At 59.4% G+C, this 26,775-nt stretch carries 26 protein-coding genes and 1 pseudogene; 12 read left to right on the forward strand and 15 right to left on the reverse strand.

Going from position 1 to position 26,775, the window contains the following annotated elements:
• Both AC1DYF_RS25175 and AC1DYF_RS25180 read right to left on the reverse strand, forming a co-directional pair.
• Positions 1 to 424: hypothetical protein (locus tag AC1DYF_RS25175; protein ID WP_477879622.1), on the reverse strand; the 424-nt coding region annotated here is incomplete at its 3' end.
• A 482-nt stretch (positions 425 to 906) separates the two neighbouring features.
• Positions 907 to 1,809, reverse strand: a complete 903-nt coding sequence (locus AC1DYF_RS25180) for a LysR family transcriptional regulator (protein WP_477879623.1) — start codon at positions 1,807 to 1,809, stop codon at positions 907 to 909.
• 107 nt (positions 1,810 to 1,916) lie between these two features.
• On the opposite strand from AC1DYF_RS25180, the gene AC1DYF_RS25185 reads away from it, so the two are divergent.
• Both AC1DYF_RS25185 and AC1DYF_RS25190 read left to right on the forward strand, forming a co-directional pair.
• On the forward strand, positions 1,917 to 2,669 hold the full coding sequence (locus AC1DYF_RS25185) for an SDR family NAD(P)-dependent oxidoreductase (RefSeq protein WP_477879625.1): 753 nt from the start codon (positions 1,917 to 1,919) through the stop codon (positions 2,667 to 2,669).
• A 23-nt stretch (positions 2,670 to 2,692) separates the two neighbouring features.
• Complete coding sequence (locus AC1DYF_RS25190) at positions 2,693 to 3,082, forward strand: nuclear transport factor 2-like protein (protein WP_477879626.1); 390 nt, start codon at positions 2,693 to 2,695, stop codon at positions 3,080 to 3,082.
• Positions 3,083 to 3,418: 336 nt separating this feature from the next.
• On the opposite strand, the gene AC1DYF_RS25195 is transcribed toward AC1DYF_RS25190, so the two are convergent.
• Complete coding sequence (locus AC1DYF_RS25195; RefSeq protein ID WP_477879627.1) at positions 3,419 to 4,672, reverse strand: multidrug effflux MFS transporter; 1,254 nt, start codon at positions 4,670 to 4,672, stop codon at positions 3,419 to 3,421.
• An 11-nt stretch (positions 4,673 to 4,683) separates the two neighbouring features.
• Positions 4,684 to 5,670: an aldo/keto reductase gene (locus tag AC1DYF_RS25200; protein ID WP_477879628.1), complete on the reverse strand. Its 987-nt coding sequence runs from the start codon at positions 5,668 to 5,670 to the stop codon at positions 4,684 to 4,686.
• 179 nt (positions 5,671 to 5,849) lie between these two features.
• Between AC1DYF_RS25200 and AC1DYF_RS25205 the strand changes: the two are divergent.
• Positions 5,850 to 6,116 (forward strand): annotated as a pseudogene (locus tag AC1DYF_RS25205) (helix-turn-helix domain-containing protein); the annotation flags it as partial.
• Between the two features lie 166 nt (positions 6,117 to 6,282).
• Here AC1DYF_RS25205 and AC1DYF_RS25210 read toward each other — a convergent pair.
• Positions 6,283 to 6,981 (reverse strand): hypothetical protein, encoded by a 699-nt coding sequence (locus AC1DYF_RS25210; RefSeq protein ID WP_477879629.1) that lies wholly within the window; start codon positions 6,979 to 6,981, stop codon positions 6,283 to 6,285.
• A complete protein-coding gene (locus AC1DYF_RS25215; protein ID WP_477879630.1) occupies positions 6,968 to 7,489 on the reverse strand; it encodes a hypothetical protein in 522 nt (173 codons plus the stop codon). Before AC1DYF_RS25215 ends, AC1DYF_RS25210 begins: the two co-directional genes overlap by 14 nt.
• Before the next feature lie 558 nt (positions 7,490 to 8,047).
• On the opposite strand from AC1DYF_RS25215, the gene AC1DYF_RS25220 reads away from it, so the two are divergent.
• Positions 8,048 to 10,327, forward strand: coding sequence for a bifunctional diguanylate cyclase/phosphodiesterase (locus AC1DYF_RS25220; protein ID WP_477879632.1), 2,280 nt, complete (start codon positions 8,048 to 8,050; stop codon positions 10,325 to 10,327).
• Between the two features lie 15 nt (positions 10,328 to 10,342).
• Positions 10,343 to 11,179, forward strand: a complete 837-nt coding sequence (locus AC1DYF_RS25225) for a transporter substrate-binding domain-containing protein (protein WP_477879634.1) — start codon at positions 10,343 to 10,345, stop codon at positions 11,177 to 11,179.
• A 257-nt stretch (positions 11,180 to 11,436) separates the two neighbouring features.
• Here the strand turns inward: AC1DYF_RS25225 and AC1DYF_RS25230 are convergent, their stop codons facing one another.
• Positions 11,437 to 12,357 carry an AraC family transcriptional regulator gene (locus AC1DYF_RS25230; RefSeq protein WP_477879636.1) on the reverse strand — a complete coding sequence of 307 codons (921 nt, stop codon included), beginning with the start codon at positions 12,355 to 12,357 and terminating at the stop codon, positions 11,437 to 11,439.
• Between the two features lie 72 nt (positions 12,358 to 12,429).
• Between AC1DYF_RS25230 and AC1DYF_RS25235 the strand changes: the two genes are divergently transcribed.
• From AC1DYF_RS25235 to drt2, 3 genes are all read left to right on the forward strand, one after another.
• Positions 12,430 to 13,164 (forward strand): SDR family oxidoreductase, encoded by a 735-nt coding sequence (locus AC1DYF_RS25235; RefSeq protein ID WP_477879638.1) that lies wholly within the window; start codon positions 12,430 to 12,432, stop codon positions 13,162 to 13,164.
• Positions 13,165 to 13,280: 116 nt separating this feature from the next.
• Positions 13,281 to 13,670 carry a VOC family protein gene (locus AC1DYF_RS25240; protein ID WP_477879640.1) on the forward strand — a complete coding sequence of 130 codons (390 nt, stop codon included), beginning with the start codon at positions 13,281 to 13,283 and terminating at the stop codon, positions 13,668 to 13,670.
• A 427-nt stretch (positions 13,671 to 14,097) separates the two neighbouring features.
• Positions 14,098 to 15,426, forward strand: a complete 1,329-nt coding sequence (gene drt2, locus AC1DYF_RS25245) for an antiviral reverse transcriptase Drt2 (protein ID WP_477879804.1) — start codon at positions 14,098 to 14,100, stop codon at positions 15,424 to 15,426.
• Positions 15,427 to 15,613: 187 nt separating this feature from the next.
• On the opposite strand, the gene AC1DYF_RS25250 is transcribed toward drt2, so the two are convergent.
• The 3 genes from AC1DYF_RS25250 to AC1DYF_RS25260 form a co-directional block, all read right to left on the reverse strand.
• The gene (locus tag AC1DYF_RS25250; protein WP_477879642.1) at positions 15,614 to 16,702 is read right to left on the reverse strand and encodes a DUF3800 domain-containing protein; all 1,089 of its coding nucleotides are present in this window, start codon (positions 16,700 to 16,702) and stop codon (positions 15,614 to 15,616) included.
• Positions 16,703 to 16,869: 167 nt separating this feature from the next.
• Positions 16,870 to 18,456 carry a helix-turn-helix domain-containing protein gene (locus AC1DYF_RS25255; protein WP_477879644.1) on the reverse strand — a complete coding sequence of 529 codons (1,587 nt, stop codon included), beginning with the start codon at positions 18,454 to 18,456 and terminating at the stop codon, positions 16,870 to 16,872.
• 67 nt (positions 18,457 to 18,523) lie between these two features.
• Complete coding sequence (locus AC1DYF_RS25260) at positions 18,524 to 19,825, reverse strand: hypothetical protein (protein WP_477879646.1); 1,302 nt, start codon at positions 19,823 to 19,825, stop codon at positions 18,524 to 18,526.
• A gap of 437 nt (positions 19,826 to 20,262) precedes the next feature.
• Here AC1DYF_RS25260 and AC1DYF_RS25265 point away from each other — a divergent pair, with 437 nt between their 5' ends.
• Positions 20,263 to 21,198, forward strand: coding sequence for a hypothetical protein (locus tag AC1DYF_RS25265; protein ID WP_477879648.1), 936 nt, complete (start codon positions 20,263 to 20,265; stop codon positions 21,196 to 21,198).
• Positions 21,199 to 21,246: 48 nt separating this feature from the next.
• Here the strand turns inward: AC1DYF_RS25265 and AC1DYF_RS25270 are convergent, their stop codons facing one another.
• From AC1DYF_RS25270 to AC1DYF_RS25280, 3 genes are all read right to left on the reverse strand, one after another.
• Positions 21,247 to 21,486, reverse strand: coding sequence for an aldo/keto reductase (locus AC1DYF_RS25270; protein WP_477879650.1), 240 nt, complete (start codon positions 21,484 to 21,486; stop codon positions 21,247 to 21,249).
• Positions 21,487 to 21,599: 113 nt separating this feature from the next.
• Entirely contained in the window at positions 21,600 to 22,190 is a 591-nt protein-coding gene (ssuE, locus tag AC1DYF_RS25275; RefSeq protein ID WP_477879651.1) for an NADPH-dependent FMN reductase, read from the reverse strand.
• Between the two features lie 33 nt (positions 22,191 to 22,223).
• Entirely contained in the window at positions 22,224 to 23,582 is a 1,359-nt protein-coding gene (locus AC1DYF_RS25280; RefSeq protein ID WP_477879652.1) for an LLM class flavin-dependent oxidoreductase, read from the reverse strand.
• Positions 23,583 to 23,713: 131 nt separating this feature from the next.
• Between AC1DYF_RS25280 and AC1DYF_RS25285 the strand changes: the two genes are divergently transcribed.
• Complete coding sequence (locus AC1DYF_RS25285) at positions 23,714 to 24,652, forward strand: LysR substrate-binding domain-containing protein (RefSeq protein WP_477879654.1); 939 nt, start codon at positions 23,714 to 23,716, stop codon at positions 24,650 to 24,652.
• A gap of 81 nt (positions 24,653 to 24,733) precedes the next feature.
• On the opposite strand, the gene AC1DYF_RS25290 is transcribed toward AC1DYF_RS25285, so the two are convergent.
• Entirely contained in the window at positions 24,734 to 24,937 is a 204-nt protein-coding gene (locus tag AC1DYF_RS25290; RefSeq protein ID WP_477879655.1) for a hypothetical protein, read from the reverse strand.
• A 268-nt stretch (positions 24,938 to 25,205) separates the two neighbouring features.
• On the opposite strand from AC1DYF_RS25290, the gene AC1DYF_RS25295 reads away from it, so the two are divergent.
• Positions 25,206 to 25,415, forward strand: coding sequence for a cold-shock protein (locus AC1DYF_RS25295; RefSeq protein ID WP_477879656.1), 210 nt, complete (start codon positions 25,206 to 25,208; stop codon positions 25,413 to 25,415).
• 145 nt (positions 25,416 to 25,560) lie between these two features.
• On the opposite strand, the gene AC1DYF_RS25300 is transcribed toward AC1DYF_RS25295, so the two are convergent.
• On the reverse strand, positions 25,561 to 26,061 hold the full coding sequence (locus AC1DYF_RS25300; protein WP_477879657.1) for a hypothetical protein: 501 nt from the start codon (positions 26,059 to 26,061) through the stop codon (positions 25,561 to 25,563).
• Positions 26,062 to 26,191: 130 nt separating this feature from the next.
• Between AC1DYF_RS25300 and AC1DYF_RS25305 the strand changes: the two genes are divergently transcribed.
• Positions 26,192 to 26,407 carry a hypothetical protein gene (locus AC1DYF_RS25305; protein ID WP_477879659.1) on the forward strand — a complete coding sequence of 72 codons (216 nt, stop codon included), beginning with the start codon at positions 26,192 to 26,194 and terminating at the stop codon, positions 26,405 to 26,407.
• The last annotated feature ends 368 nt before the right edge of the window (positions 26,408 to 26,775 follow it).

Here is a 26,775-nt window from a genome sequence, read left to right on the forward strand (position 1 = left end):
AAATAGCATCACCCACGACAGTGTCGATCGATCCCGTATTGGTGATCAGGCAATCTCCGCTGCCGAGATAATTTATGCCAGCACCGCCGGTACCGGCCTGCCCGGAAAGGCTGCCATGGTTGGTGATGTCTGCGTCACCTTCGAGGTAAACAGCCGCCTCTCCCCGCACGACGGCGGAAGCATTGATCGTGATCGTCGCGTGGTTCGTGCTGCCCTGGAGATAGATGCCCGAACAAATATCGGTTGGTTTGCCCTCGATCAGGCCATCGACTGTCAGATCATAGGTCTGGCTTGTGCCGCCCAGAACCAATGAATCACTGTCCGTGCTGATCAGGTAGGCGTCGAAAGCCAGCGTCAGCGTATCGCCGGTGGAATAGCTGGCGGCGTTGCCGCTGGTGACGAAATTGCTTGCAATCGCAGTCATATCGGTCCCCCCAAGGCCCAAATGATCCGGCTCGACCGCTTCCGGCGATTGGCGAGGAGAGAGCCAGATGCCTCACGCCATCCTCATGCCTGCTCCCGAGAAAATTGCTCAGCCCGCCGTTCTATTAACCAACAGCAAGGCACCGAAAATAGCAATCGGCCACGCCGCGGTTTGGCTTAAGAATTCCGAATTGACGTCATTTTGACCGCATGAGGACCAGTGTGGCGGATCGAAAGCCCGCGGCGGCGTTGTGCCCCAACCGAGGCTGGCATTCGGGGCACCCTGCCTCCGCCTTGTGGGGGAGATGGCCGGCAGGCCAGAGAGGGTCTTCGCGCCATATGCGATTGCCTGCTATCGATCGAGCGGCAATCGAGACCTATTGGCGCGATGCCAAGACACGTCGTCGACCCTGGGGGCAGGTTCACGTCGTCCGCCTGCAATCGTCTTGCCGTCCTCTTCGCGCTGATCTCCACCAAACCCGCTCAGCGCGCCAGCGCATCCTTTGGAAATCCCCTTGCCAGGCTGTCAATGAAGCAGCGCACGGCCGGCGGCAGGCCGCGGCGGGTGGTGAAGACCAGATGCACCACGCCCAGCATGCCGCGCCATGCCGGCAGCACGCGGACCAGCCTGCCCTCGTCCAGGGCCTGCCGGCAGCTGTGATCCGGCAGCAGCGCAATGCCCAGCCCCGCCACCGCGGCGGCGCGCACGGCGGTGAAATCCGCACAGGCCATCCGCGGGACATGGCTGAGCACATGCCTTTCGCCGCCCTCGCTTTCCAGATGCCACTCGGCGTCGCCGGGTTCGTCGCTGCTCGACAAGGTCGGATGGTTCGCAAGATCGCCGATATCGGCGATCCGGCCGGCGGTCTGCGGGCTGGCGACAAGAATTCTCACCGACTTGCCCAGCGAGCGCATGGTCAGCGAGGCGTCGCCTTCGAGCGAGGTGCGCACGCGTAGCGCCACATCGATGCGCTCTTCGATCAGGTCGACGGAACGGTCGACGGCGACAAGCTGCAGCCGCACTTTCGGATGGTGCTCGAGGAACTGGTTCATGAGCCCGGAGATCGGCTCGACCAGGCCGGTGGGGCAGCTCATGCGGATCAGTCCGTGCGGTTCGGCTTGCGCCTCGGCCACCAGCGCTTCCGCCCGCTCGGCTTCCGCCACCATCGCCCTGCAGCGCTCGTAGAAGGACTGGCCGACATCCGTCACCCGGAAACGGCGGCTTGAGCGCTCGATCAGGCGGACGCCGAGCCGCGCCTCCAGCCCCGCTATCCTGCGGCTGAGCTTCGACTTCGGTTCGCGCAGCGCACGCCCGGCAGCGGCAAAGCCGCCATGGGCGACCACTTCGCCAAAATACTGGAGGTCGTTCAGGTCTGCTTTCATCATCGTTCTCCCTGCGGAACGATGAGTAACAGTTTTGCCGGCTTTCCGCATCAGCGTTCTGTCCCCATCTGCTTCCTCGACGGCAACACGCCGAAACACAGGAGAAAGACATGACGAAGACATTCGAAAACAAGGTCGTGATCGTGACCGGCGGCACCAGCGGCATCGGGCTCGCCACAGCCAAGGCCTTTGTCGCCGAGGGCGCCTCGGTGTTCATCACCGGCCGGCGGAAAGACGTGCTCGACGCCGCCGTCAAGGAGATCGGCGGCCGCGTCACCGGCGTCCAGGCCGACATGAGCAAGCTCGCCGATATCGACCGCCTCTATGATGCGGTCCAGGCGCAGCATGCGCAGATCGATGTCATCTTCGCCAATGCCGGCGGCGGCGAATTCGCAGCACTCGGCGCCATCACCGAAGAGCACTACCAGAAGACATTCGACACCAACGTCAAGGGCACGCTGTTCACCGTACAGAAGGCGCTGCCGCTCTTACGCGACGGCGGCTCGATCATCCTCACCTCCTCCACGACCAGCGTCTCCGGCACGCCTGCCTTCAGCGTCTATTCGGCCACCAAGGCGGCGATCCGCAATTTCGCCCGCAACTGGGTGCTCGATCTCAAAGACCGCCATATCCGCGTCAACGCGATCAGCCCCGGCGTCACCGAGACGGCTGGCGTCGACGAACTTTTCGGCGGCGGCGAAAGCGCCGAGAGCACCAAGAACTATCTCGCCGGCCTGATCCCTGCCGGCCGCGTCGGCCAGCCCGGGGAGATCGCCAAAGCGGTGCTCTTCCTCGCCTCCGACGCCGCCTCCTTCGTCAACGGCATTGAACTCTTCGTCGACGGCGGCATGGTACAGATCTGAACGCCGGATATAGGAGAACAGCCATGACAGACATAGCAACGCTGATCGAACGCAATCTCCAGGGCATTTTCGGCGAGGCCGACGATGCCCGCCGCCGGCAGGTGGCCGAGGAAATCCTGCATGAAGACGCGCTCTTCGTCGAACCGCATGGCGTCACCAGCGGCCGAGACGAAATCGTCCGCATCGCCGGCATCATCCGCGCCACCCATCCAACCTTCCGCTATAGCCCGACCGCGCCGGCGGACGTGCTGCACGAGCTCGCCGCGCGGATGAGATGGGTCGCCGGAGCTCCGGGTGAGCCGCCGGCTTATGCGGGCACGGATTTCATCGTCGCGCGAGAGGGCAAGATCGCTGCCATCTATATGTTTTTTGATGGTGAGCCCGACCCGACCGGCGCGAAGTTTGCGGGGTGAGATGTCGTGTTGGTGGAGGAGGTGTGAGGGCCAGCGAGGACGGCACTCACGCTTCCCCACTCCGTCGCTGCGATGGTGGCGGAAGGCACGGTATGCGGCACCGACCGGTTCGAGGGTCGCCATTGACACGAAGCGGACATCGCCGCGCGAAATGTACAGCCCAGCCCCCGATAGAGCGCTCGTCATGCGCGAGATCAGGATCGCATGGAAGCTCGACTGGCAACGTGGGCAGTCGCATATGGCGCAAACGCCCTCTCTGGCCTGCCGGCCAGAGAGGGTCTTTACCCGGCACGCGACTGCCCTGCTGTCGCCCGCCTTTTAGGCCCCACCCCGCCCTCAGATGCGGTTACCGAAACGCACAATTCGCCACGCCGTGATCAGCGCCCCCATCCCGCCGATCGCCATGACGGCCGCCATGGGCACATGGGTGCCGTTGGCCAGCAAGCCGACGGCGCCCGAGCCGATCATTCCGGAGCCATATTGGATGGCGCCGACGACAGCCGACGCCGAGCCGGCTTTCGTCTGAACGCTTGCCAGGGCGCCGGCGACGCCATTGGCGAGAATAAAGCCGTTCATCGCCGCGAACAGGAATTGCAATGCGATGAATGCGGCGACCCCGCCGATGCCGGCCACGGATGCCAGGAACAGGGCCAGCCCGAACACGGCGGCGCCGAGTGTGCCGATCAGCAGCATGCGGTCGCTGCCGATGCGCCTGACCAGGCGGGCATTGACGGTGTTGGCGGCCATCAGCCCGACAATGCCCGCGGCAAAGACCAAGCTGTAGGCCTGCGGCGACAGGCCGAAATAATGGATCAGCGCGAAGGGTGCGCCGGCAATGTTGGCGAAGACCGCGGCATAGAAGCAGCCGATGACGGCCGCATAGCGCATGAGCGATCCGTTGGCCAGCAGCTCCGCATAACCGGAGATCGCCGACCAGGCCGGGCCGCGCTCGCGCCTGGCCATGGGCAAGCTCTCGGGCAGGGTCATGACCGCGGCGAACGTGCCTATCCCGATTGCCACGAGTGTCCAGAATATCGCCTGCCACGACGCCAGCGCCAGAATCTGCGCCCCGACGATCGGGCCGAGCAAGGGCGCGATCGCCATCACGGTCATCAGGCCCGACAGCGTCCGCGCCGCCTCGTCCCGATCGTAGAGGTCGCGGATCATGGCCCGCGCCAGCGCCACACCGGAACTCGCGCCAAGGGCCTGGACGATGCGCCAGAAGATGATCTCGCCCGCGCTCGCCGACAAGGCGCATCCGGCGGAACCGATCACGAAGGCGACGACACCGAGCGCGATCGGCATGCGCCGGCCGAAACGATCACTGACCGGTCCCCATCCGAGCTGGCCAAAGGCGAAACCGAGAAGATAGGCCGAGATGGCAAATTGCAGCATGCCCTCTTTCGCCCCAAGCGCCACCTGCATCGCCGGCAGAGCCGGGAGGAAGAGATCGGTCGAAATGGAAGCAAAGCCCAGAAGCACGGCCAGGACGACAAGCCGCCACACGCCGCCTCGCCCGACATCCGTTGCCGTCCCGTTCAGCTCATCGTCACCGGCAGAGCGCATGTCGATCGTTCGTCCCTTGACCACGGGCATCGCCGTCAGAGCCCCGAAAGTTTCATCAGTTCATCCGGATATCGCGCACCCTCGATGCGGATCGCGGCAGCGTCGATCTCGGCGAGATCGCCCGATGTCAGTGCCACCGAGAGCGATCCGAGATTCTCTTCGAGGCGCTCGCGCTTGCGCGTGCCGAACAGCGGCACGATCCAGGGCTTCTGCGCCAGCAGCCAGGCGAGTGCGACCTGGGCCGGCGTCGCCGCATGGCGATCGGCGATGCCGCGGATCAGCTCTATTAGCGCCTGATTTGTCTGCCGCGCCTGTTCGGTGAAACGCGGTATGCGGCTGCGCAGATCATTGGCCGCGAAGGACGAAGCCGAATCGATCTTGCCGGTCAGGAACCCTTTTCCCAGGGGGCTGAACGGCACGAGCCCGATACCCAGTTCTTCGAGGACCGGCAGGATGTCGGTCTCGGGCTCCCGCGTCCACAGGGAATATTCGCTCTGCAACGCGGTGACCGGGTGCACGGCGTGCGCCTTGCGGATCGATCCGGTTCCCGCCTCCGACAGGCCAAAGTGCAAAACCTTGCCTTCGGCGATCAGCTCCTTCACCACCCCCGCCACCTCCTCCATCGGCACGTTGGGATCGACGCGATGCTGATAGTAGAGGTCGACATGGTCGGTCCTGAGCCGTTTCAGGCTGCCTTCGATTGCCTTGCGGATCTGCTCCGGCCGGCTGTTGACGCCGCCGAGATGCTCGCCCGTCGCCTGGTCCAGGTTCCAGCCAAACTTGGTTGCGATCCTGACCCGGTCGCGCATGCCGGCAAAGGCCTCGCCGACCATGTCTTCATTGGTCCAGGGACCATAGACCTCGGCGGTGTCGAAGAAATCGACGCCGAGATCGACCGCCTCGCGCAGCAATCGGATCATGTCGGCGCGGTCTTCGATGTCGCGCGACTTGCCGTATCCCATAGCGCCCAGCGACAGGGCCGAGACTTCGAAGCCGGCCGTTCCCAGTTTGCGCTTGTCCATTTCAACCGTCCTTCATCTGTTGCTTGCGGAACCGCGGCTCACATCGGCAACCCGGTCCTGATCGCTCTAGCTCAGGAGACATAAAGGCTGCAGGCTTCATGGACTAGGTGGCATAATTCGCTTGAACTTATCGAATTTCGCCATCAATAAGCCTCGACATCTTCGACAGCGAGGTCGTGATCAAGGCGCGGGGAAACTTCAACGACCTTATCTGGTTCGTCGCGCTCGCCGAGGAGAAGAGTTTCATCCGGGCGGCGGCTCGCCTGATTGTCGCCCAGTCCACGCTCAGCCATGCAATCAAGCAGCTCGAAACCCGGATGGGGTCGAGGCTTCTCACGCGCACGACCCGCAGCGTCTCCACCACCGAGGCCGGCGAACGCCTGCGTCAATTCATGGCGCCGCGCTTCGAGGAGATCGATGGGTATCGCGACAAGCCCGACCCAACCGGACCGGCGCTGCCGGGCTGAGGCATGCCCGCGGCGGCAGCGGGTTTCTGCCCTCACCCGCAGTCCGGCGCCAAAATGATGCGGCGCAAATACCCGATGGTCGCTTGGACGGCTTCACTCTCCGCCCAGGTTTCGTCTGGCGAGATTTGCGGCGCATTTCGCGCTTTCAGGCCTCCTTGGACATCCAGACTTGCAGAGGTCCAAGCGCGACAAGGCCGGTCTCCTGAAATTCCAAGTCGTCTGAAGACCAACACACAATCGGTCGCTGCCGCGATACCGAACTCGCGGCCTGCAATGCACCCGTTTGGGCAAGCGAATGATTATCCGGAGAAAACCAGTTCGACAGTCCCTGCGAAACTCCGGAATCGAAGCTGATAATGCCAGCCTCTATGGCGTCGGCTTCGCCCTTAAACCAAAAGGTGATCCTTCGATCCGAGAGCAAGCTGTCGGGGAAAATCCGTTCCTCGCCACCACCCCACGCTTTTTCCCACAAGCGCAACTCGGCTGAAGAGGCTACGGTCTTCCAATTCGCCGGCAAGTCGCCCGTGACAGTTCCGCCGTACCAATGGCCCAACAGCAGTGGTTCAAATCCCTGATCGGCGAGCTCCAAGTCGCGAAAGCTGTCCTTGATGCCCCATCTTTTCCGCTGATTGACGGTGCTCACCGCGCGAGCAAGCTCCAGTACCTCTTTTTGAGCGCCGGGCTGTCGCGTTATGATGTTCGGATAAAAGGGTGGCGAGACGACGAAATTCGCCCACGCGCCCGATGAGCTGGCCTCCTGCGATCCATGGGCGGAGCAGACCGCACTGCACCAGGCAACATTGTCTTCGACAGCAAGTCGAAGACGTTGGTCAATGCTGCGCATGCGGAACGGTCCTCAACATATCTGGCACCGAAAACCCGACGAAACGCCAGCTTCTCCCCGGATTTTTGCCACTTCGCAGGATAGAGACCATAGAGAATTCTGCAATCGCCGATTTTGGCCCATTGCTGACATCTGAAGCTGCGTATCCACCAAGCGGCTTTGCGCCTTCATTTCGGCCATTCGAGCCGCCTTGTCGAATTCCTGAAAGCTGCCAGGCCGCTAAACGGTCGATGATGTCGGTGACAAGTGGAAAGCGGGTGTCCGCTTCTGGGGTTGGATATTGTTCGGACCGGTGCGCACGGCAACTAGAAATCATCGCCGATTTATTCCTCGTCACCGCCACAAACGCGCGGAAAAGGCTTTGCCTGAGTTTTCGATCTTGGTGCAAACGTACTCGGTAGGCTTTTGCGTCACCTGAATCGAAGGCCGTTTCTTCCGCCGAATTCAGGGCGAGGGCAAAGATCGCGGCATCGACACCCTGAGGGCCATGGCGCATGGCATCCTGCAAGCATCCGTTCCACCAAACGTCTTCTTTTCGTGCCCGGCATCTCGCCTAGCAAAACAAGGCGTTGACCTGTCGCATTCCGCCTTCGGATCGCATTCTGGCACGTACCGCACATTCCTCGGATCGACCTCGAAGGGCAGCAAAGGGGTCGATTCCGGACCACGGCGTACGATAGCTGTGTGTCCACTTTCGTTCTGCGCAGCCCGCCAGCGGACAGTCCGGGTCCGGCCCCAAGTCGCTCATTCCTCGTTGGCCGTGGCGACGCTAACCGATCACATAGCGGCTGAAGGCAAGCCCTGATACCTGGCTTGCGACGAGACCCGCGCCACGCCTGTACAACGATACTTTAATTTCTGCATGCGAATATGCCGATGAACCGTGCCAGTTGCTGAGCAGTCTTTGACGCACTCTGAATGCCGTCACCAAGTTTGTAGGTTCTGGGTACCTGGCCTGAATCTGTAAGCGCCCCGCTGACGAGAAAAGCATCGAGAAACCTGACCAGTTCACGGATATCGATGAACCTGACTGTGGCTTTTCGGACTTGCGCTTTCAAGGACAGTAATGAAAAACGAGGACCGCCCAGTTGCACTCAGGCGAATGAGCCAAAGATGGTACGATTTAGGCGCGTTCGTGCCTGCTTTTTTGGCGCTCGTTGTCGCCGTCACTGTGTTTGTTTTTGCCGACACACAGCGGACCAGGCTTTTCCGCGAGGAAGAAAAGGAGCGTGCCACCGAGAGGCTCGCAGTATTGTCTGCGCAAATTCAAACGAACATTACTGGCAACGTCAAGCTCCTTCAGGGATTGGTGGCGGGAATTGGTACCGAGCCACAGATACAGCAGGAAAGATTCTTCCAGCTTGGAGAGCAAATATTCCGAGCGAGATCTCAGCTTCTCGGCGTGGCAGCCGCACCTAACCTCACAGTCAAATTCTTATACCCCGGTGTTGTGGGTCAGGACACGATCGGTTTGGACTACCGGAAAAACGAAGAACTTCGCAAAAGCGTCTACCAAGCGCGAGAGATTCACGATTCCGTACTGGCCGGTCCTCTGAGGACGACTTCGGGTAGTCTCGTGCTAATGGCAAGGTGTCCGGTATACGTGACGAGAGGAAAATCTCAGTCATTCTGGGGAATCGTGTCGGGGACCATTGATCTCAATCGATTGTTTGGAGACAGCGGCGTCGAAGGTAGTGATTTGGACCTGTCCATCAGCCTTCAAAAAACTCCGCTGCAGCAGAGTGAAGCATTCGTCGGATCGCTGGATATAGTGAATGACGACCCCGTCAGAATATCCATCGATCTGGGTTATGATACTTGGTATCTTGCGGCACGGCCAAGGGGTGGATGGTCAAACCATCCACCGATGACAATCTTCCGTTTGGGCATGACCTTGGTCTCGGCTTGTGTCGTCGTACCACTGGTATGGGTCGGATTTCTTCTACGCTCTCGTCAGCGTACTATTCGCGCATTGCAATCCCGCGAAGATGATCTGGAGAACGCGCGAGCTATGGTCGAGCATCAGTCTTTGCACGATGCTCTAACAGGACTTCCTAATCGACGTTACCTGGACAAACTGATAGGGAGCCACAGACCAACGGAAGAGGCTGGGCGCTACGCATTCATCCATGTCGATCTGGACCGTTTCAAAGATGTCAACGATACATTAGGACACGCGGCCGGCGACGAAGTATTACGCTTGAGTGCTGCAAGGCAAAGAAGCCTCCTCGATGCAAACGAGTTTGTTGCGCGAATTGGAGGCGACGAGTTCGTGGTCGTCCTCCGTGGCTCTGCGCCCGAACAGCGCGCCAACGCGTTGGCAAGGCAGATTGTAGACGCTCACGATGAGATCTTCGAAATATCCGGCAATGAATGTCGAATTGGCGCGAGCGCCGGCATCGCCTGGCAGGCAAGGGCAGAAGACGATCTCAATCAACTACTCATCAACGCGGATATTTCTCTTTATGAGGCAAAAAAGACTGGCCGCGGACGGGTAGGTGTCTACTCTGAAGGTCTCCGATTGGCGACGTTACGGAGAAAGCAATCTGAGGACGAGGTACTCGCAGCCTTGGAGCAAAATCAATTTATTCCGTTTTTCCAGCCGCAAATCGATGCCCAAACGCTTGAGGTAGTTGGGGTTGAAGCGCTCGCCAGATGGGATCATCGCGAGCACGGACTGTTGGCGCCGGCGCGGTTTCTCAATATATTCGAGAGTTTGCATCGCGCTGCAGAACTGGATGCGATTATTCTTGAAAGCGCGATATTTCAAACCAAGCGTTGGGCGGCAAACGGAATCAATGTTCCCAGACTGTCAGTCAATATTTCGTCTCAGCGTTTGAAAGACCCACATCTGCTGGAAAAGCTTGCAGGCATGCACTTCGAGAAGGGGAAGCTTGCCTTCGAACTGCTCGAATCAATTTCTTTTGACGATTCCGGACCTGGTCATTTCGATATCATCAAGAACATCAAGAAAATCGGCATTGAAGTCGAGATCGACGATTTTGGAACTGGCCATGCTTCCATTGTCAGCCTGCTGGAACTGGCGCCTAGCAGGCTGAAAATCGATCGCAAGCTGGTCGGCCCGATTGTAAACTCTATTTCGCAAAGAAAGCTTCTGTCGTCGATTATTGACATGGCCAGATCCCTGAACATTGAGGTCGTTGCCGAAGGCGTTGAAACCTCTCAGCATATCAAGGTTCTGCGAGAATTGGGCTGCCATGTCCTGCAAGGCTACGCGATCGCGAAACCCATGTCGTCGGAAGAGTTTATCTCCTTTATGAAAGCAGGAAACCCTTTGTCGGCCACCGACAGCGAAACCAGCATGCAGAAATTTCTGATGCAGTAAATATCCGAGGACGATATGGCCATACGCGTTATAGTACTCATGAATGCGCTGCTCCTGTTTTGTGGAGAGGCGGCGCTGGCAAAAGACTGGCACGCTGTCAATATTGCCCTCGAAGGGCAATATGCACCGTGGAACATGAAAAATGCCGACGGTTCACTGATTGGTTTCGAACCGGAACTCGCAGATTATCTATGCAAACGGATGAAAGTGAAATGTAATCTCGTCGCGGCGCCGTGGGACGGGATGATCCCTGCACTGAACTCGGGAAAGTTCGATGCAATAATGGATGCGCTCTCGATAACGGCGGAACGTCAAAAGATTATCGATTTCAGCGAACCTTACGCTATCACTCCGGCAAGTTTCGCCGCAGCGAAAACCAGTTTGACCCCGGAAATAAAACAAACCAGCGCGACGATCACGTTAGCGGGTGATGAAGTTTCAGTGCCTGAAGTCGATCATTTGAAAAAGCTATTTGCAGGCAAGAAAATTGGAATACAAGCGGGAACGGTCTACGCAAAGTTCGTTTATGACAACTTCGGAGACGCGTCCGAAATCCTGGAATACAACTCGAGCGCGGATCGGGATACTGATCTCGAAAAAGGTGTAATCGATCTCGGCTTTGACGACTGGGTCTATTTCGGAGAAACCTTTGAGAAATCGACATCTCTTACATTTGTGGGTCCGAAAATCGCCGGAACGATTTGGGGAGCCGGAGAAGGCGTCGGCCTTCGCAAAGAGGATTCCGACCTTCGGGACATGTTCAACGAAGCAATTCAGGCAGCTCGCGCCGATGGCACAATTCGGCGGCTCTCGCTCAAGTGGTTCAAGACAGATGTCAGTCCCGCTAATTAGCTAGCCGGCAAACCATGCTCAATGCGAAAAGCTGCGCAGAAATTCGCGCTTACTCAGCTTTAGCAGAAATGCGATCAGAAACACGACCGGCCGATTGCCAATGCTGCCGGACGGCAATGCGCCTGCGTTTTTGCCATTGCGGCCTGTGCGCTGCTTCCCAAAAGGCTGCCATTCGATCATATCCGCAGGTGCTGGCCGAAACGCTGCCGTTAAGGGACGCGCGCTTCCAGGCTCATCCTCTTGCAAGCCGCCGCTTCTCACGATCGAGCATGAGCTTTTGGCGGTGAGCCGAAGGCGGACCTGAAAGCATGGCCGAATGCACTCTGCGACGTATAGCCAACCTTGCGTGAGACACTGGCGACAGTCTCATCACTCCGAGTCAGCGCCGCACGAGCGATGGTGAGACGCCACGCCCGCACATAGGCGAGTGGCGGCTGTCCCACACGGCGCGTGAACTCCGCGGAAAAGGCAGCCCGCGACATACCGGCCACACTGGCGAGCTGGGCCACCGTCCACGGCTGCGCGACATCCCCATGAATGAGGCGAAGTACCCGGCCGAGCCGGGGATCCGACAGCGCGCCAAGCCATCCGATCGCGACCGCGTCGATGCTCCCCGCATAGGCGCGGATCGCCTCCACCAACAACACATCAGCGAGCCGCGCATTGACGATTTCGCTACCGATAATATCGCGCTCGATCTCGTCATTCATCAGCCCAAGGATCGTCGCCATCGCTCCAGATGCGGCCGAGGATCGAGGGACGAACAGGAAATCCGGCAGCATGTCGAGCAGGAAGTCCACATTTCCGGGGTCGAACGTGACGGCTCCCCCGATCGCAATCGTCTCGTCACCCCCAAGACGCGCAACATCGCCGCCGGTGCCGTAGAAGCTTTGGCCGTCGAGCGGCGGTACCTCCGGATCGCTGGCGATAGCATATGCCGTGCGCCCCAACAGGCAGACATCCCCTGCGCTCATGGGCTGGGGCGCCCGCGCCGGCAGCATTATCCAGCCGGTTCCCCGCAACAGCGCCACAAACTTGAGCCGGTCGAGCGCTGGAAATGTGAGAGCCCATTGTCCTGCTGCCTCCAGCCGGGTGCGGCGGCTCACCCTGGCGCCAAGAACGTTGAGGACATCCGATAGTGGGTCAGTCACAGTTTTGGACGATCGCGATAAATCCATGGATATCCCAGCATAGCTCATCTCGAACCAGGTGCCTATCTTCTCCGATGACATCAATGAAGGAGAAATGCTATGGGCATCGAAGGCAAGGTTGTCGCCATCACAGGCGCAAGTAGCGGGATCGGGCGCGCGACGGCGAAACTGCTCGCAGAACGAGGGGCTTTTGTCGTGCTTGGCGCGCGCCGCGAGGAGGCGCTCGCAGCGATCGTGGATGAAATTACCGCTGCAGGCGGCAAGGCCGTGCACAAGGCGACCGACGTCCGCCAGCGGAGCGATCTTGAAGCGCTTGTCGCATTGGCAATTGAGCATGGCGGCAGGCTCGACGTCATTGTGAACAATGCCGGGATTGGCCCCATATCCCGTTTCGATGCGCTCCGCGTCGAGGACTGGGACGCCATGATCGACGTCAATCTGCGTGGCACGCTCTATGGCATCGCTGCGGCATTGCCGGTCTTCCAGCGTCAGCAGTCGGGCCACATCATCAACATCGTCTCGACCGCAGGCATCAAGATCGTGCCCACCATGGGTGTTTATGCTGCGACCAAGAACGCAGTGCGGACCATCAGCGAAGCCTTGAGGCAGGAAGCGGGACCGCATCTGAGGGTCACCGAGATTTCGCCGGGCATGATCTCGACCGACTTTGCAAGCTCGATAACCGATCCCGCCGTGAAGTCGGCAATTGCAGAACGCGCATCTGGTGTCGCTATCCCACCGGCTTCGATCGCTCGGGGCATCGCCTTTGCGATCGAGCAGCCGGCCGATGTGGACATTGGCAGCATTGTCATACGACCGACAGCCCAGGATTGAGCGTCTGATTTCGGGTGAATCTCCGGCCTTGGCCCAAACCGGACATCAATTCCTTGACGACGAGGGTGTCACGACGTGAAAATGCACGGATTATTGACATCCGAGGAGCCCGAGACTTGCAACCTTTGACAATCCGCGTGGCGCGGCCAAGTGATAATTTGGAAGCCCTTCGCCAATTCTACTGCGCCGGTCTTGGGCTTGAATTGCTTTACGAGTTCGCAGGGCACGATGGCTTCGACGGTATGATGGTTGGCCACCGTGGAGTCCCGTATCATTTTGAATTCACGAAGAAAGTAGGGCACACTGTCGGCCGCGCTCCGACTGAAGACAATCTGATCGTCTTTTATATTCCCGACCAGACCGAGTGGAATACATCCGTAGCCCGCATGGTAGCGTCTGGGTTCCCGCCTGTTACAGCGTTTAATCCCTATTGGGATCGAAATGGAAAAACCTTCGAAGACCCTGACGGTTACAGGATTGTCCTACAGAACGCAGCGTGGGATTAGGCCGACGGCCCCATTTGGCGCATCGGGGACCAGAGGGCTCGCCTCCAGTCGGCCATTATTTGCACGCCAAAATTATCCGGCGTTGTGATGTAGACTTCCGTCAATGGTGCGCAAGTCGGTCTATCGAGGCCTTAGGTGTTGATAGTGCGGTCCGTAAGAATTTCGACGGTTGAAGTGACGTTGCACGACAACTATATTGACGCTGCCCCTGGAATTGGCCAGAGGGTCGGACCGTTGAGACTGTCAAGTTCGAAAGAGCCGCCCGTCATGATGAAGCTTATCAGCTTCGACACCAGGGCCGCCCATGAGAATGAGACACTGAGCATAGCTCGGACCTCCATGGTAATATACCGCCTCGCGTTTACAGACCCGTGTCTGGATCGCCTTCGATGTAGAGACTTCGACTGAGGTGCAGGCAGATGGCGGCGTGCGTTCGGGGAGTGCCCGGTCCGATGGGCCGGGGTCCAGGGTCAGGACCAATTCCCCGAACTCTGCGGGGCGCTTGCCGTTGAAGCGTCACCCCTGGTTCGTCGCGAGAGGTTATCGGCATTTCGACAGACAGGTCGGTGCCTCGTTTGCGGAAAAGGCAACCGAACCTTCCTTCGTCGCGTCGCATTCGTTCTCGCCTCTCATCCACTACATCAAGGCCGACAAGCGATACAAACCGCTTCAGCACAAGACGGTTCTCAAGCCGAGGCCGATCATGTTTGCATCGCATCGAGACGCGTGCATCCTGTCCTTCTATGCATGGCAGCTCAACCAGCTCCTTGAACGAACCTACGCGTCCTCGGAGATCGGGGAATGCGTGATTGCCTATCGGGCACTCGGCAAGGGCAACTACCATTTCGCATCCGACGTCTATCGGCATGTACGGGAAAATGCTCCGGTGGCCATACTGGCCTATGACGTGAAAGGCTTTTTCGACAATCTTGATCACCGTCTTCTGAAATCGCGGTTGAAGCGGCTGTTGGACGTCGAGGAGCTGCCACTCGACTGGTTCAAGGTCTTCCGCTTTATGACTCGATACCACAATGTCGCACTGGAAGACCTGAAGACTGATCCGAAGATTGCCCAAGAACTCCGCAAGAAGACGCGCGATCCCATCGCAAGCATGGCTGACGTCAAGGCCGCAGGGATCGCGATACACTCGAACCCGAACGGCTTCGGAATCCCGCAGGGCACGCCGATCAGTGCGGCGCTTTCCAATCTCTACATGATCGACTTCGACCGGGAGATGACTGCATTCTGTGCTGGCATCGGGGCGTTGTACAGACGGTATTCCGACGACATCCTGGTCGTTTGCCAGTTGCCAAGTGCCCGCGATGTCGAGGTGAAGATCGAGACGCTATTAGAAGCCGAGGTATTGCAGATCAGCAAGGACAAGACGGAGATCGTGGAATTCAACCCGGGGCAGACCATGCTGCGGTACATGCGGTCGGCGCAGTATCTAGGGTTCACATTTCACCACGAAGGCGCGGTCATTCGACCGAGCTCGCTATCGAGGCAGTGGCGGAAAATGCGCAAGGGTGTCCGCCGGACGCGAGAAGCCGCGATGAAAGCCATCGCACTTGGCAAGGCTGAAAAGGCTTACACCAAGAAGCTACGCAAGAGGTTCACGTCCGTTGCCGCCCGAAATTTCTCCTCCTATGCCCGCCGAAGCGCCAAACTGTTCGCCGGAAACGAGAAGATACTGCGGCAGTTGAGAAAGTTCGAACGACAAGTCGAAATCGAGCTTCGCAGGCTCAAGGAGCTCTGAAAATGGCAGATAAGGCGTTCGGCTTCCCATGAGGCGGGCGGGCGTTCCGGTACCTATCTCCGAATTAACCTAACGCTGCTGGGCAACGGCGGCGGCTGTTGGCGCATCGGAGACCTCGGGTCTTGTCTTCTGTTGGCCCATTGCGGACGTCGGGATAACGTCATGTAGTCGGGTAGAAGAGCGGCTGCTACGCCGTCGCCCTTCTGTCCTTCGAGCCTTGGATGATGTCCGTCATCCGATCAACGGCGTCCAGCCCTTCCAGGCGTTTGGGCGGGATTCGAACTGGAAATTCAGGCCCAGGCCTAATGCCATTTGAGTTGAGATCGCCGAGACCAGAGAACAATAGGTTCTCCAGGAAGGGCCGATCGGGATCGTCAAGACCTACGCCTATCGATTTCGTGGCCAATCCAGCGATCAAATCGCAGAGCTGGATTGCGAAGCTCGACTTCGAGTCCATTGGTGTWGTCGACACGACCTTTAGAGGGAACGGCGTAAAGCTCCCATCTCCCAGACGATGATCCTGCTCCGGCACGTCGGCATTGGTGATGTGCTCCCAAACCTCCCGATTTCGCATGAATGTCGAGGACACGTCATGGACCACCGCAAAGTCTTCGCCAAGTCGCTGCCGCCAATACGCGATGGTGGCGATCATCGACGTGGTCTGGAGTTCACTGGTTGAACGGAAAGTCTCTAGGTTGTTGAAATGATGGAAGGCCTCGGCCCCAATCGCCATCAATTGAAGGTAGTGGCGGGTGCGCGGCTCCGCGCTGTTTGCCATGACGCGAAGTCGCCAACAAAGCTGGGCGAGCGTCTCTTCGGTGGGATCGCGACTGAAGGTCTGGTAGTCGCGAAGCAAGACTTCGTAGAGGTCTGGGGCATACTGAGACAGGCCAAAGTGGATGTAGTTTGTGAACCTCCAGCAGAAACCTTCGTCGTAGAAGTCGTACCCCTGAGTGGTCATTATCGGCTCGATCAGAAAGTCGACGATCTTCGTCAGGACGCCGAACTTCTTCTGGATGAAGTACACGAAGGTGCTTTCGGGGCGATCTCGAAACAGTTGCACAAAGTCGGCGAAGCCGCCGCGTGCTCCTGACTTCCAGATGTTCGCGAACTTGAACTCCGATCCGCGGTACGCGGGAAACGCGCGCCGCATGAGCGTCTCGGCCTCGCCGTCGCCGATGAGGCTGCTCGCGACGGCAAAGACTGGCTGGATTGGATCGAGAAGGTTGTATCCGGTGTATCCGGACTCGTCGAAATACAATGTGCGAAGCGGCATCGGCGTACCCATTGTTGCAGGAAGGTTACCGTCGCGACTGCTATGGCTGAGAATTTTCTCTAGGTGGTCCCCGATAATCACTTTACCAATGATCGTGGCGGCGTTGAGGCTAAATTTCGTACCTCGGCTGGTCGACTTCAGAAAATCCGGTTGTCGACGGTTCGATGTCAGCCGATCGGGATTCTAAATTGGACTTGGGCGTCGAGTTCGTCGTCGATCTCCACGGAAAGATCACCACCCCAATCGGAAGCAATTGATCTCGCATACTCGAGACCCATCGCGGATACTGGCTCCACGGGCATCGCCACGCCGTAGTGGGACCCATAAGCCTTCGCCGATCTCCAACTCCTCCCCAGCCTACCCTTGTACGCTAGGACGCAGTTGTTCCCGTCAATCCACCCGGCGACGTCGCGGTCGTGAAGTGGATCGAAGTTTCCGATGCAAAGCGCCGAAACGAAGAACAGGGATTGCTCCACTGGTTCTCTCGCGACATTGATCATGGTGCCCTTGAAGTTGAAGCTGCGCGTGAGCTTTTCATCAAGAAGTCCCTCGCACGTAGCGAGCACGCCCGTGACCAGCTTCTCGTAGTCCATCTTTTGGGCGGGAAGATCGTTGTCCGGAAAGTAGACTCCTGGCAGTGGGAGCTTGAAACTGCCTTGAAGGAATTCGTCGGAGCTCTTTCCCAATACGCCGATGTGATTGATGTGGGAGCGTATGCGTGTAGCCCAGGACGTCCGGACTGCCCGTTCAGCCATGTTGTAGTCCACCAAGCGCCCACGCAGTGCCTGAAGTTCTTCGCCCAGCTTTGCGTTGGCGGATGCAAACTGGGAGATTTGGAGGCTGAGCGCGTCGATCGCGTTGCGATATGTGCTGACGTCGTAGCCGATGCCCAACTTCCTCCCGTCAGACATCTTCATTACCCGCCAACTCAGGACCTTGGACTCATCGAGGCGAACCTCGGACGTGTCCCATTCGTCGTAAGTCGATTCGCCGAATGTGCGCAGGTGGATGCGCCACGTGTCCAGTGAAGGTGCTGTTTCCTTACTAGCACCCATTTTCCCCAACGCTTCAGCGAATGCCTCGTTGTAGCCGGCAACGTCGTCATCGCGATCCCAGACGATCGCGGGACATGGGAAGTTCGCCCACCACTTCCCCTCGTGGGTGGGCAAGGTCACTCCGGGATGATCGGGAGCCGACACATGGGCGATGGCGTTCGTGCCCGCGTCGGTCAGTTTGAAATGCGCGGTCTTGCCGACGAGCTTCCGCGTGACGAGCCCGGAGGACGAGAGCACCAACATCACCCGTGACAGGTTGGCTTCGCCGATTTTGACATGATCGAGGATCGCCTGCCGGCTGGCAGCCAGGTCTTGGCTGCGCAGGAACACGAGAATGGAGCGGACGTGTTTACGCCCTAGAACCTCTTCGATCGGCTGAGCCTCGGCAAACCGATGCGCCCGGGCCATCATCTCGTGCATCGTCTTGATCTGCCCAGCGGCCTCGAGATTGCCCTTGCGCCGGAAATGACCCGCGACGAACTTCTGGAGATTTTGCCAGTCTATCAGCTCGTCGTCGAAGATGCGCGCCGAAACCAACCGCCAGGTCGCCTCGAAGAGCGACGCCGAGATGTGGGGAGTAAGTTCCTCATGGGCGAACGCAGCTTTCACGATCGGCTGCGCCTCGTCGACGGGGACCTCGCCGCGGCCGATGAGTTCAAGCTGCTTGCTGATTTCCCGAACTGTCGTTTCCATGGCCATCGTCGCTCACTTTACATCGCTTTACATTGTGCGTATCAGCGCGATTGTCAACCATCCGGCGTAAAGTTCAAGTAAACTTAGTTACCCATGTTTCACTTGTCAGTGTGTCCGCCAACGCCGCGAGCGGTCCTTCGCGTCGCAGGAGCACATAGCCGACCGTGTCCGGACGCACAGGGTAACGCTGTTGGACGACAAACGTTGTCGTGGCATGCCTTACACTCGCCGAGTAAGACCGGGCGATGTGGCTATCCATCGTCTTGTCGTCGCCGCATGACGGCACCAGCAGGAAATCGACATCGAGTTCCGCATAGGGTCCGTCGTGTTGCAGATCGCAGAAGTCTAGGCAGATCGCCAGCGCGACGAGTCCTTCGGATGTGACGATGATGGGGAAACGTTTGCCTGGAACGATGCCTTCCAGCTCGGTGCGGCCGCCACCGTATGCCAACCTCTTGTCGTAGGTTACGATCTTCTCGCCGTCGCCGTCGAGAACATGCGCCGTGTTCGTGTAGGTCGTGCCGTCGGTCTCGTGCCACGTTCCGGCGATGACGATAGCGGGGGGCAAAGCACCCGCCAAGGAAGGGAACGGCTTTTCGGAGAGTATCTTGACCACGTCCTCCAGAGATGTCGGGGAAACGAGCAGTTCCGGCAAGATAGTCGCGAAGCATCTCTCGTCGTGGGAGCGCCTGAGGCCCGTTTCGATTATGGCAGCGGTATTCTGCGTGGTCACGCCGTCGATCACAAAAGTGCCGGACGCCGTCTTCTCCGAAAACTTCAGGGCTTCAAAAAGAACTCCGCCGAAACGGAGCGAGGCATCGCACGGCCTCCTCTGATCGGCGTAATGGAAAGTGACCTCGGCTCCGTCGGCTGAAACCGGGATCAAGCGGTGGGCATACAAAATGCGCTTCTTAAATGACTCGTAGTTCTGCCCGGGCACCAGCGTCCGCCAACGCCGTCTCGGCACGGGCACCAGAAACGCGTCATCCTCATCGTCCTCGTCTTCGAAGGTAACCCGCCAGGCGTCGTTCGGGTCCACTGGATGCCCACCTGTGTCGCCCATCATGAGCGCGAGCTCCAAGCTGCGTATGCGCACGACGAGGGCACGGAAGTTTGCCAGCTCGTCTCCGGGCGGACCGGGAATAAAGCCGAACGCATCGCTGGACAAAGACTCGATCAAGTCGTCTGCCTCCCGCTTGAGGTCAGACTCCTCCCAGTCGGAGAACCTCTTCTTGGTGCTGATCAGCGCCGCCGACGCGACCCTGTACATGAGGACGATCGCCGCACGGTAGTTGTCGGCATCCCGCGCCTTGAGAGTTCGCAAAGAAGCGTGCAAAGCGACCTGTTGGTCGTCGAAAGATTTCGTTTTCGGCATGTGTTCCGTCCTCACTCCCGCTTTGGCGATTTGAGGACATGAAGTCAATAGTGGCGTTGCAGTATCAACAGAGTGCAACCGAACGCCGTCAGCGTTGGCAAATGCGAACGCCTAAACCCGGCATGGCGTGCCATGGCGGGCGTCCTTGACCGCTCACTTCAATCCAAAAACCTCAGGACGCGCGACCCTTCAGGAAAGTCCGGGCAGTCATGGCTGCGGCGGCTACGAAGACCGTCATCGTCAGGCAGAAAAGCATGACGCCGTCACAGCCCCAGACGACCCAGAAATGTCCGACTATAGACCCAGCCACGCTCGAGCCGAGATAATAGGTGATCGATCGACCCGTCGTCGCGGGCAAATCCAAATCGTAAACTTGCTATATCACGTAAAGTGTGCAACTTACGTTTCTATAGAATTTCACGTAAGGTCGTGTGAACATGGAATTTAGGGCTCCGACGGTGGCGTCACAACATAATGCAAAGGCGACCGCCTATCTCACCAAGAGCCTGAAGGACCGGGAAGCCGGCATTCTACAGGTGAAGCTTCTCATCGAAGAGTTGGGCAACGCGGTTGATGTCTATCCCGACTGGCATCCGATCCTGACCACCCCTCCTCGAAAGCGGGGCGAACATGTCTCCGGTCTGTCGCAGTTGGCGACGTATGAAGGCATCGACCACACGGTCGAGTTCGTCAAAGGGTTCGTGACATGCCCCTATTCGGACAAGACAGCCGACAAGCTTGTTGAAGCGGTCAGGTCTGTTCCCGACCTCCACGCATACCGCCTCGACGAACCCCTCTATGCAGATACAGCCCGCCCCGTGGTCGTCATGGCGTTGAACGTACACCTTGAGGCTGACGGTACCATCCGGAGCCGTGACGCCCTTGCCTGGTTTGTGCAGCAGGCGGCCGACGAGGCCACGAGATCGGAAGTGGCCGAGACGTGGTGGAACATCCGCACCAACATTTTGGGCGCGCCGCACGGTTCCCGGTCCTCGCTGTTCGTGAACCAGCATGCCGGGGCGCACATGCGCAAGATTCTCGAGGCCATGAACGACAGCGGTATGTTCGGGCCGATCAAGGAATCTTCCCTCGACATGCTGTCCCAGAAGAAGCGCAACACGGTCAGCGAACTTCTCATTAGAACCGCGATCAACAACTGGGACGGGAAGACCGCTTCATTCGACTTCGAAATGCGTGGCGAGACCTTGAATGCCTCACTGCGCGACACTTGGGACGACAATGAGGAGATTTCGGTCCGGGTGATGATCGGGAAGTACGATCTCTATGTCTCCGGGTTCTATTATCCAGAGAGCGATAAGATCACCCATGTCGATCCCCGTGGCAAACGAGAGCTTGCCGAGAAGTTCACCTGACATACAGCTGGTCACACGACGGCCCGCTGCCTCCTTGCGGGTGGCAGTCTATTCGAAACCCGCAACCTCGTGTGCGACATAGGGCGCTTCCAACTTGCCGAAGTCAGCCTGCGAGAGACTGACGTCGACGGTGGCGATGGCATCCCCCAGCTGTGACGCTTCCGTCGCGCCGATCAAAGGCGCGGATACGTCCGGTTTCGCGAGAACCCTGGCGAGGGCCACCTGCGCCATCGGCAGGCTCAATCTTGCGGCGACCGCGGCGACGGGTTCGACGACCTTCCGGTCCATGTCCTCCGTCCGCGAAAACAGGCCGTGACCGCTCTTGGCGCATCGGGGACCTGGGGGTCTTGGCTTCTGTTGGCCAAGGAACGAACCGGACATCGCGCCCGCAACGCGCCCAATCACCGATCGCAGGAGCTATGCCGCCGGCCGCGGATGGCCGAGGGTCGCTGCGTGCTCATCGTCCGTAGCGAATGCAGGAAGTTGGCGCAGGCGTGCCTGAGGCCGGACCAGCGTGGCTCGCCGATCATGATCGGCTGCCCGTCTTTCGGAATGTCTGCTTCGACGACGAAATGCGATTGGACGATGTGACGCGCACCCATCGACTGAAGGACCGGACGAAGCCCGTAATCCAGGGCCAGGACGTGGGCCATGCTGCCGCCGGTGCCCAGCGGCAGCACGACCTTTCCGGCAAAGGCAAATTGCGGCAGGATGTCGAGCGCCGCCTTGAGCAGGCCTGTGAACGAAGCCTTGTAGATCGGCGTCGCGACGATCACGCCATGCGCGTGGCCAACAGCCTCTATCAGCACCGCCAGCGACGCATGGCCGACATCACCCGTCATCAGCGCCGCGGCATCGTGCTCGCGGACCGCGAGATGTTCGGTGTCGATGCCGCGAGACTGGAACTCCCCGAGAACGGCGTCGACGAGTATTGCGGTTTTGGAAGACGCCGAAAGGCTTCCGGATATGGCGAGGACTTTCCTGACACCCATTTCACTACATCCATGATATGAGCCTGCGGTCGATCAGGCGCGCAGACCGGTCGAATTCGCAGCGCTGGCGAAACTGTTCGCCGGGCGCGCAAGGCCCAGCCGGTCGCGCAGCATTCCCGGTTCATACTCGGTCCTGAACAGTCCGCGTCGTTGCAATTCAGGCACGACGCTGCGCATGAAATTCATCCAGTCGTCCGGCAGGAGCGGGAACATCAGGTTGAAGCCGTCCGCCGCACCTGAAACGAACCACGCCTCCAACTGGTCGGCCACCTGCTTTGCCGTACCGGCGACAAGCGGCACCGAGCCCGTGGCGGCGATCTTGCGCGCCAATTGGCGGATGGTCAGTCCCTCGTTGGATTTGTCCCGGACGAGCGCCAGCCAGGTTCGCCAGCCGTTGTAATTGGCTTCTTCCGGAAGGTCGGGAACCGGACCGTCGAGGGGATAGGCGGAGAGGTCGACGCCCGCCCAGGTGGACAGCAGGTCCACCGCCACCTCATCGAGCATCAGCGATTCCAGATATTGCTGCTTCTCCTCGGCTTCCGCGGTCGTCTCGCCGACGATCGGCAGGATGCCGGGAAGCTGCTTGAAGCTTTCGGGTCGTCTTCCAAATCTGGCAAGCCGCGCATCCATGTCGGCGCGATAGGCGATGCCGTCGGCTTCATTGCGAATGACGGCGAAGTGGACTTCGGCATGCTGTGCGGCAAGGTTCTTTCCCGCCTCCGACGATCCGGCCTGCACGATCACCGGATAGCCCTGCGGCGGCCGCGTGACGTTGAGCGGCCCACGGACCCTGAAATGCTTGCCCTTGTGATGCAGGAAGTGGACCTTGGCAGGATCGGCGAAGAGACCGGACGCCTTGTCGAGCACGACCGCATCGTCCTCCCAGCTGTCCCACAATGCCTTGGCCACGTCGAGGAATTCCGCGGCGCGGTCATAGCGCAAGGCATGGTCGATATTGGCGTCGCGGCCGTAGTTCATCGCCTCTTCTTCAAGCGCCGACGTCACCACGTTCCATGCCACGCGGCCGCGGCTGATATGGTCCATCGACGCGAATGTCCGGGCGGTGTTGAAGGGCTCGGTATAGGAGGTCGACGCGGTCACCATGAAGCCGATATGCCGGGTGACCGCCGAAAGGGCTGAGACCAGCGACAGCGGCTCCAATCGAGGATTGGCGTAATGTGCGACGCCGCTGCCGAGGCCGTTCCAGATGCCGAGATGATCGGCAATGAAGATCGTATCGAGCTTGGCCGCTTCCGCCGCCTCGACCAGTCCGCGGTAGAATTCGAAATCCATGAATTCATGGCCGGGCGCCCGGGGATGGCGCCATGAAACGCGATGGTCGCCCTGGGGATTGAAGAAGAACGCCGCCAAAATCATGTGTCCAGGTGACATGCCTTATCTCCGTGCTTGCGTTTTCCGGCCTCCCAACCGTTCTCATGGTGAACGCTATGCGAGAAATTCTCTTTTGAAAAAGGAATATTTCTGCGAGATAGGAAAGCCCAGCTTTCTCTCGGAGTTTGCCCATGCCAGGTACCGTTCCGCTGCGCGCGCTTGAAGCGTTCGAAGCCGCCGCGCGTTCCGGCAGCTTCGTCGGAGCCGCGCAGGAGCTTTCCGTGACGCCGGCGGCGGTCAGCCAGCTGATCCGCGGCCTGGAAAGCCAGGTCGGCCGCAAGCTCTTCCACCGGGCAAACCGCCGCGTTGTCCTGACCGAGGCCGGCGTCGACATTTTTCCCAGGCTCGCACAGGCCTTCGGCGAGCTGCGCGGCGTCTCGCGCGAGCTGACGGCGAGCGATCCGGTTTCGACGCTCGTCGTCTCGGTGGCTCCATCCGTCGCGATGGGCTGGCTGTCGTCGCGGCTTGCGAACTTCGTCCGCAGCCATGGATGGCTCGACATCTCCCTTCGAGGCGAGGACGATCCAGTTGCCTTCGACAGGGAATTGATCGACCTGCGCCTCTCCTACGGCCCGTCCCATTATGCTGAGCACCAGACCGAGGAACTGGTGACCGACTGCGTCTATCCCGTCTGTGCCCCATCCTTGCTTGCCGATTGCGGCCGGATCGACGGACCCGGCGCGCTGGCGGGGATGCGACTGATCCACACGGATTGGGGACCGGCGGGCGCATCGTTTCCGTCCTGGACAAACTGGTTCGACGAGATGGGGATCGCACAGCGAAGAACCGTTCGGCATGGCATGGCCGCCAATTCGTCGATGGCCGCGCTCGACCTGGCACGCGGGGGGCTGGGCGTGGTCCTGGCGCAAGGCCTGTTTTGTGCCGATGACCTGGAGGCAGGCAGGCTGGTCGTCGTCGGCGAGGCGATGAGGCTGGCCAACCCCTATTGCGTGACGGTCCCGAACCGAAGCCGCCATCGGGCCGCGGTGTTGCCCTTCAAGCAATGGTTCGAAAACGAATGCCGACAGTGCGTGGAAAGCATGAAGCGCCATCTTCCGGCGGATGCGTGATTCCCAGGCAGTCTCTCGTTGGCAAGCCAACAAGACGGAAGATTCCACCAGGCAATCAACGTCGACAGTCTGCCGCCAAAGTCAGGACCGCCGCGACACCAACAGTGCCAGGCCGGCCGAGATCGCGCCGGCCAGCAGCAGTGCGAGGTTCGACCAGAAACCGATGAAGGCGGCAAAGATCAGGAATTGCACCGCGACGGCACGTCTGAGAACGGCGTGCGTCCGCACCAGGGTCCAGAGAGAACCGATCAGCCGCGGATAGCTCAAATCGGTGGTCGGCGGCACGCGCGGAGTGCCAGTGCGGCGCCGATGGCGATCATCAGCACCGCCCCCGACGCGGCAATGCACCGATCCCGAAAGGGCAGCGGCATGACCTTGTTTTGCTTTTATTTATCTTGTGGTCTTGTCTCCGCCACTGGTAGAGCTTACATACGATGCATCGACCTTTGCTTGTGATCTTTGCTCGAGCACCACGCTCTCCAGATTTCCTTTCATTAATCGACGCTGCGGTGAATGGTTGTCGCGGCAATTCAACGGTTGAAAGGAAATCGTCATGAACGTTGGCACCGTAAAGTTTTTCAACAGCACCAAGGGCTTTGGCTTCATTCAACCGGAGAATGGCGCGACCGACGTGTTCGTCCATATCTCGGCAGTCGAGCGTGCCGGCATGGGGACGCTGGTCGAAGGCCAGAAGGTTCAATACGACATCGTCCGGGACAATCGGTCGGGCAAATCGGCCGCCGATAACCTGGTGGCGGTGTGATCGCATTCTCTGTCGCCGACCACGGATGTACTGGCGGCTGACGGATGAATGCTGATGGAGGTCGGGCAATGCCCGGCCTTTTTTGTCCCTGAAGCGCGTCGCGATTTTTCGGATTCGCTGACTTTTCGGATTGGCTCCGGGCGCTTCAGCTTTTGTTTTTTCGCATGCCTCCCGAAACCGGTGACCACTTCGGGAGACATGTCTCGTCCAGATTGGAACCGCGATGACAAAGGCGACCTACGCTGTCGGCGACCATGTTTATCTGCTCACGGGGTCCGTTCGCAGCGCCCGGGCGGAAGGCCAGTATCAAGTCATCGGGCTGCTTCCAAACGATGAATCCGGCGCAGCGCAATATCGCGTTCAATCCCGGCAAGAAGGCTTTGAACGGCGCATTCGCGCAAGCGAGATCGACGCCGAACGATCGGCCAAGCCACCCGGCAGTTCCGCCGATCCTGACGCCGGCGGCAGCACGCGCAATTGGATAAAGCCGTTGACATTGCAAACCAGGAAATAGTGTCCGGCAAAGGGTCACCCAAGCCGCGACAAAATAAAGGAACGAAGCAGATGAATCGTTGGCTTGCCAACGAAAGTCTGCTGAGTGGATGACAACAATATCGATCAGGCCCTTCGCGTCATGAAGCGGCAAATGCGGAAGCAATCCGCAGACAGCGCAGGGCATTGCGAAAGAAACTGTAGCGCGAGCGCATGGGTCCGGGAACCAGAACCAAACCGCGCGCGCACCGGCCCGTGGCGAATTGCGCAAGAGGATTAAGACAGTGGCAACCGACCGGGAACAGCTTTTCCCTGCTAAACGAGCCAACCCCCAAGCGAAAGCGGCGACAACCGACAATGCCGCGCGTCTTATCGTGGCGGCCGAAACCGCCGCCCGCGAGAAGAAGACGGCCAAGCTGAAGGCATTGCGGCTCGAACAGCCTCCGGCGCCTGCCGTGGAAGCACCGCCGTCGCGCAAGCGCGCCCAGCAATCGAAGTAGCCGGGGCGGCGCCGACTGGTGGATGCGTCAATCCATCGATCGTTCCCGGTCGATAGTCCGGCGACGTGATCTGTGAAAAGCCGATGCATCGCGATCTGACCGCCAAGGCGCTGTTTGCGGTAAATTCTTGTGATCATTGAACATCTGCCGCTTTGTCGACGCGGCCCCCTCGCCCCGGCTGCGCTTGGCGCAAAGCGGCCGAGGTCGTGGCTGCCAATGGTTGCGATGAAGCTCGACCATGCGAAATTCTGCGACATGATCGCCGACGCCGTCGAGCGGCTGCCCCGGGCGAAGCGATAAGGTGCCAGGGGCGGGAAAGGTCCGTTAAAGCCTGGAGCGCGGTGCTGAATCCATCAGAACTGCGCTCC

Source organism: Rhizobium sp. P2_G9 (genome assembly GCF_056403475.1).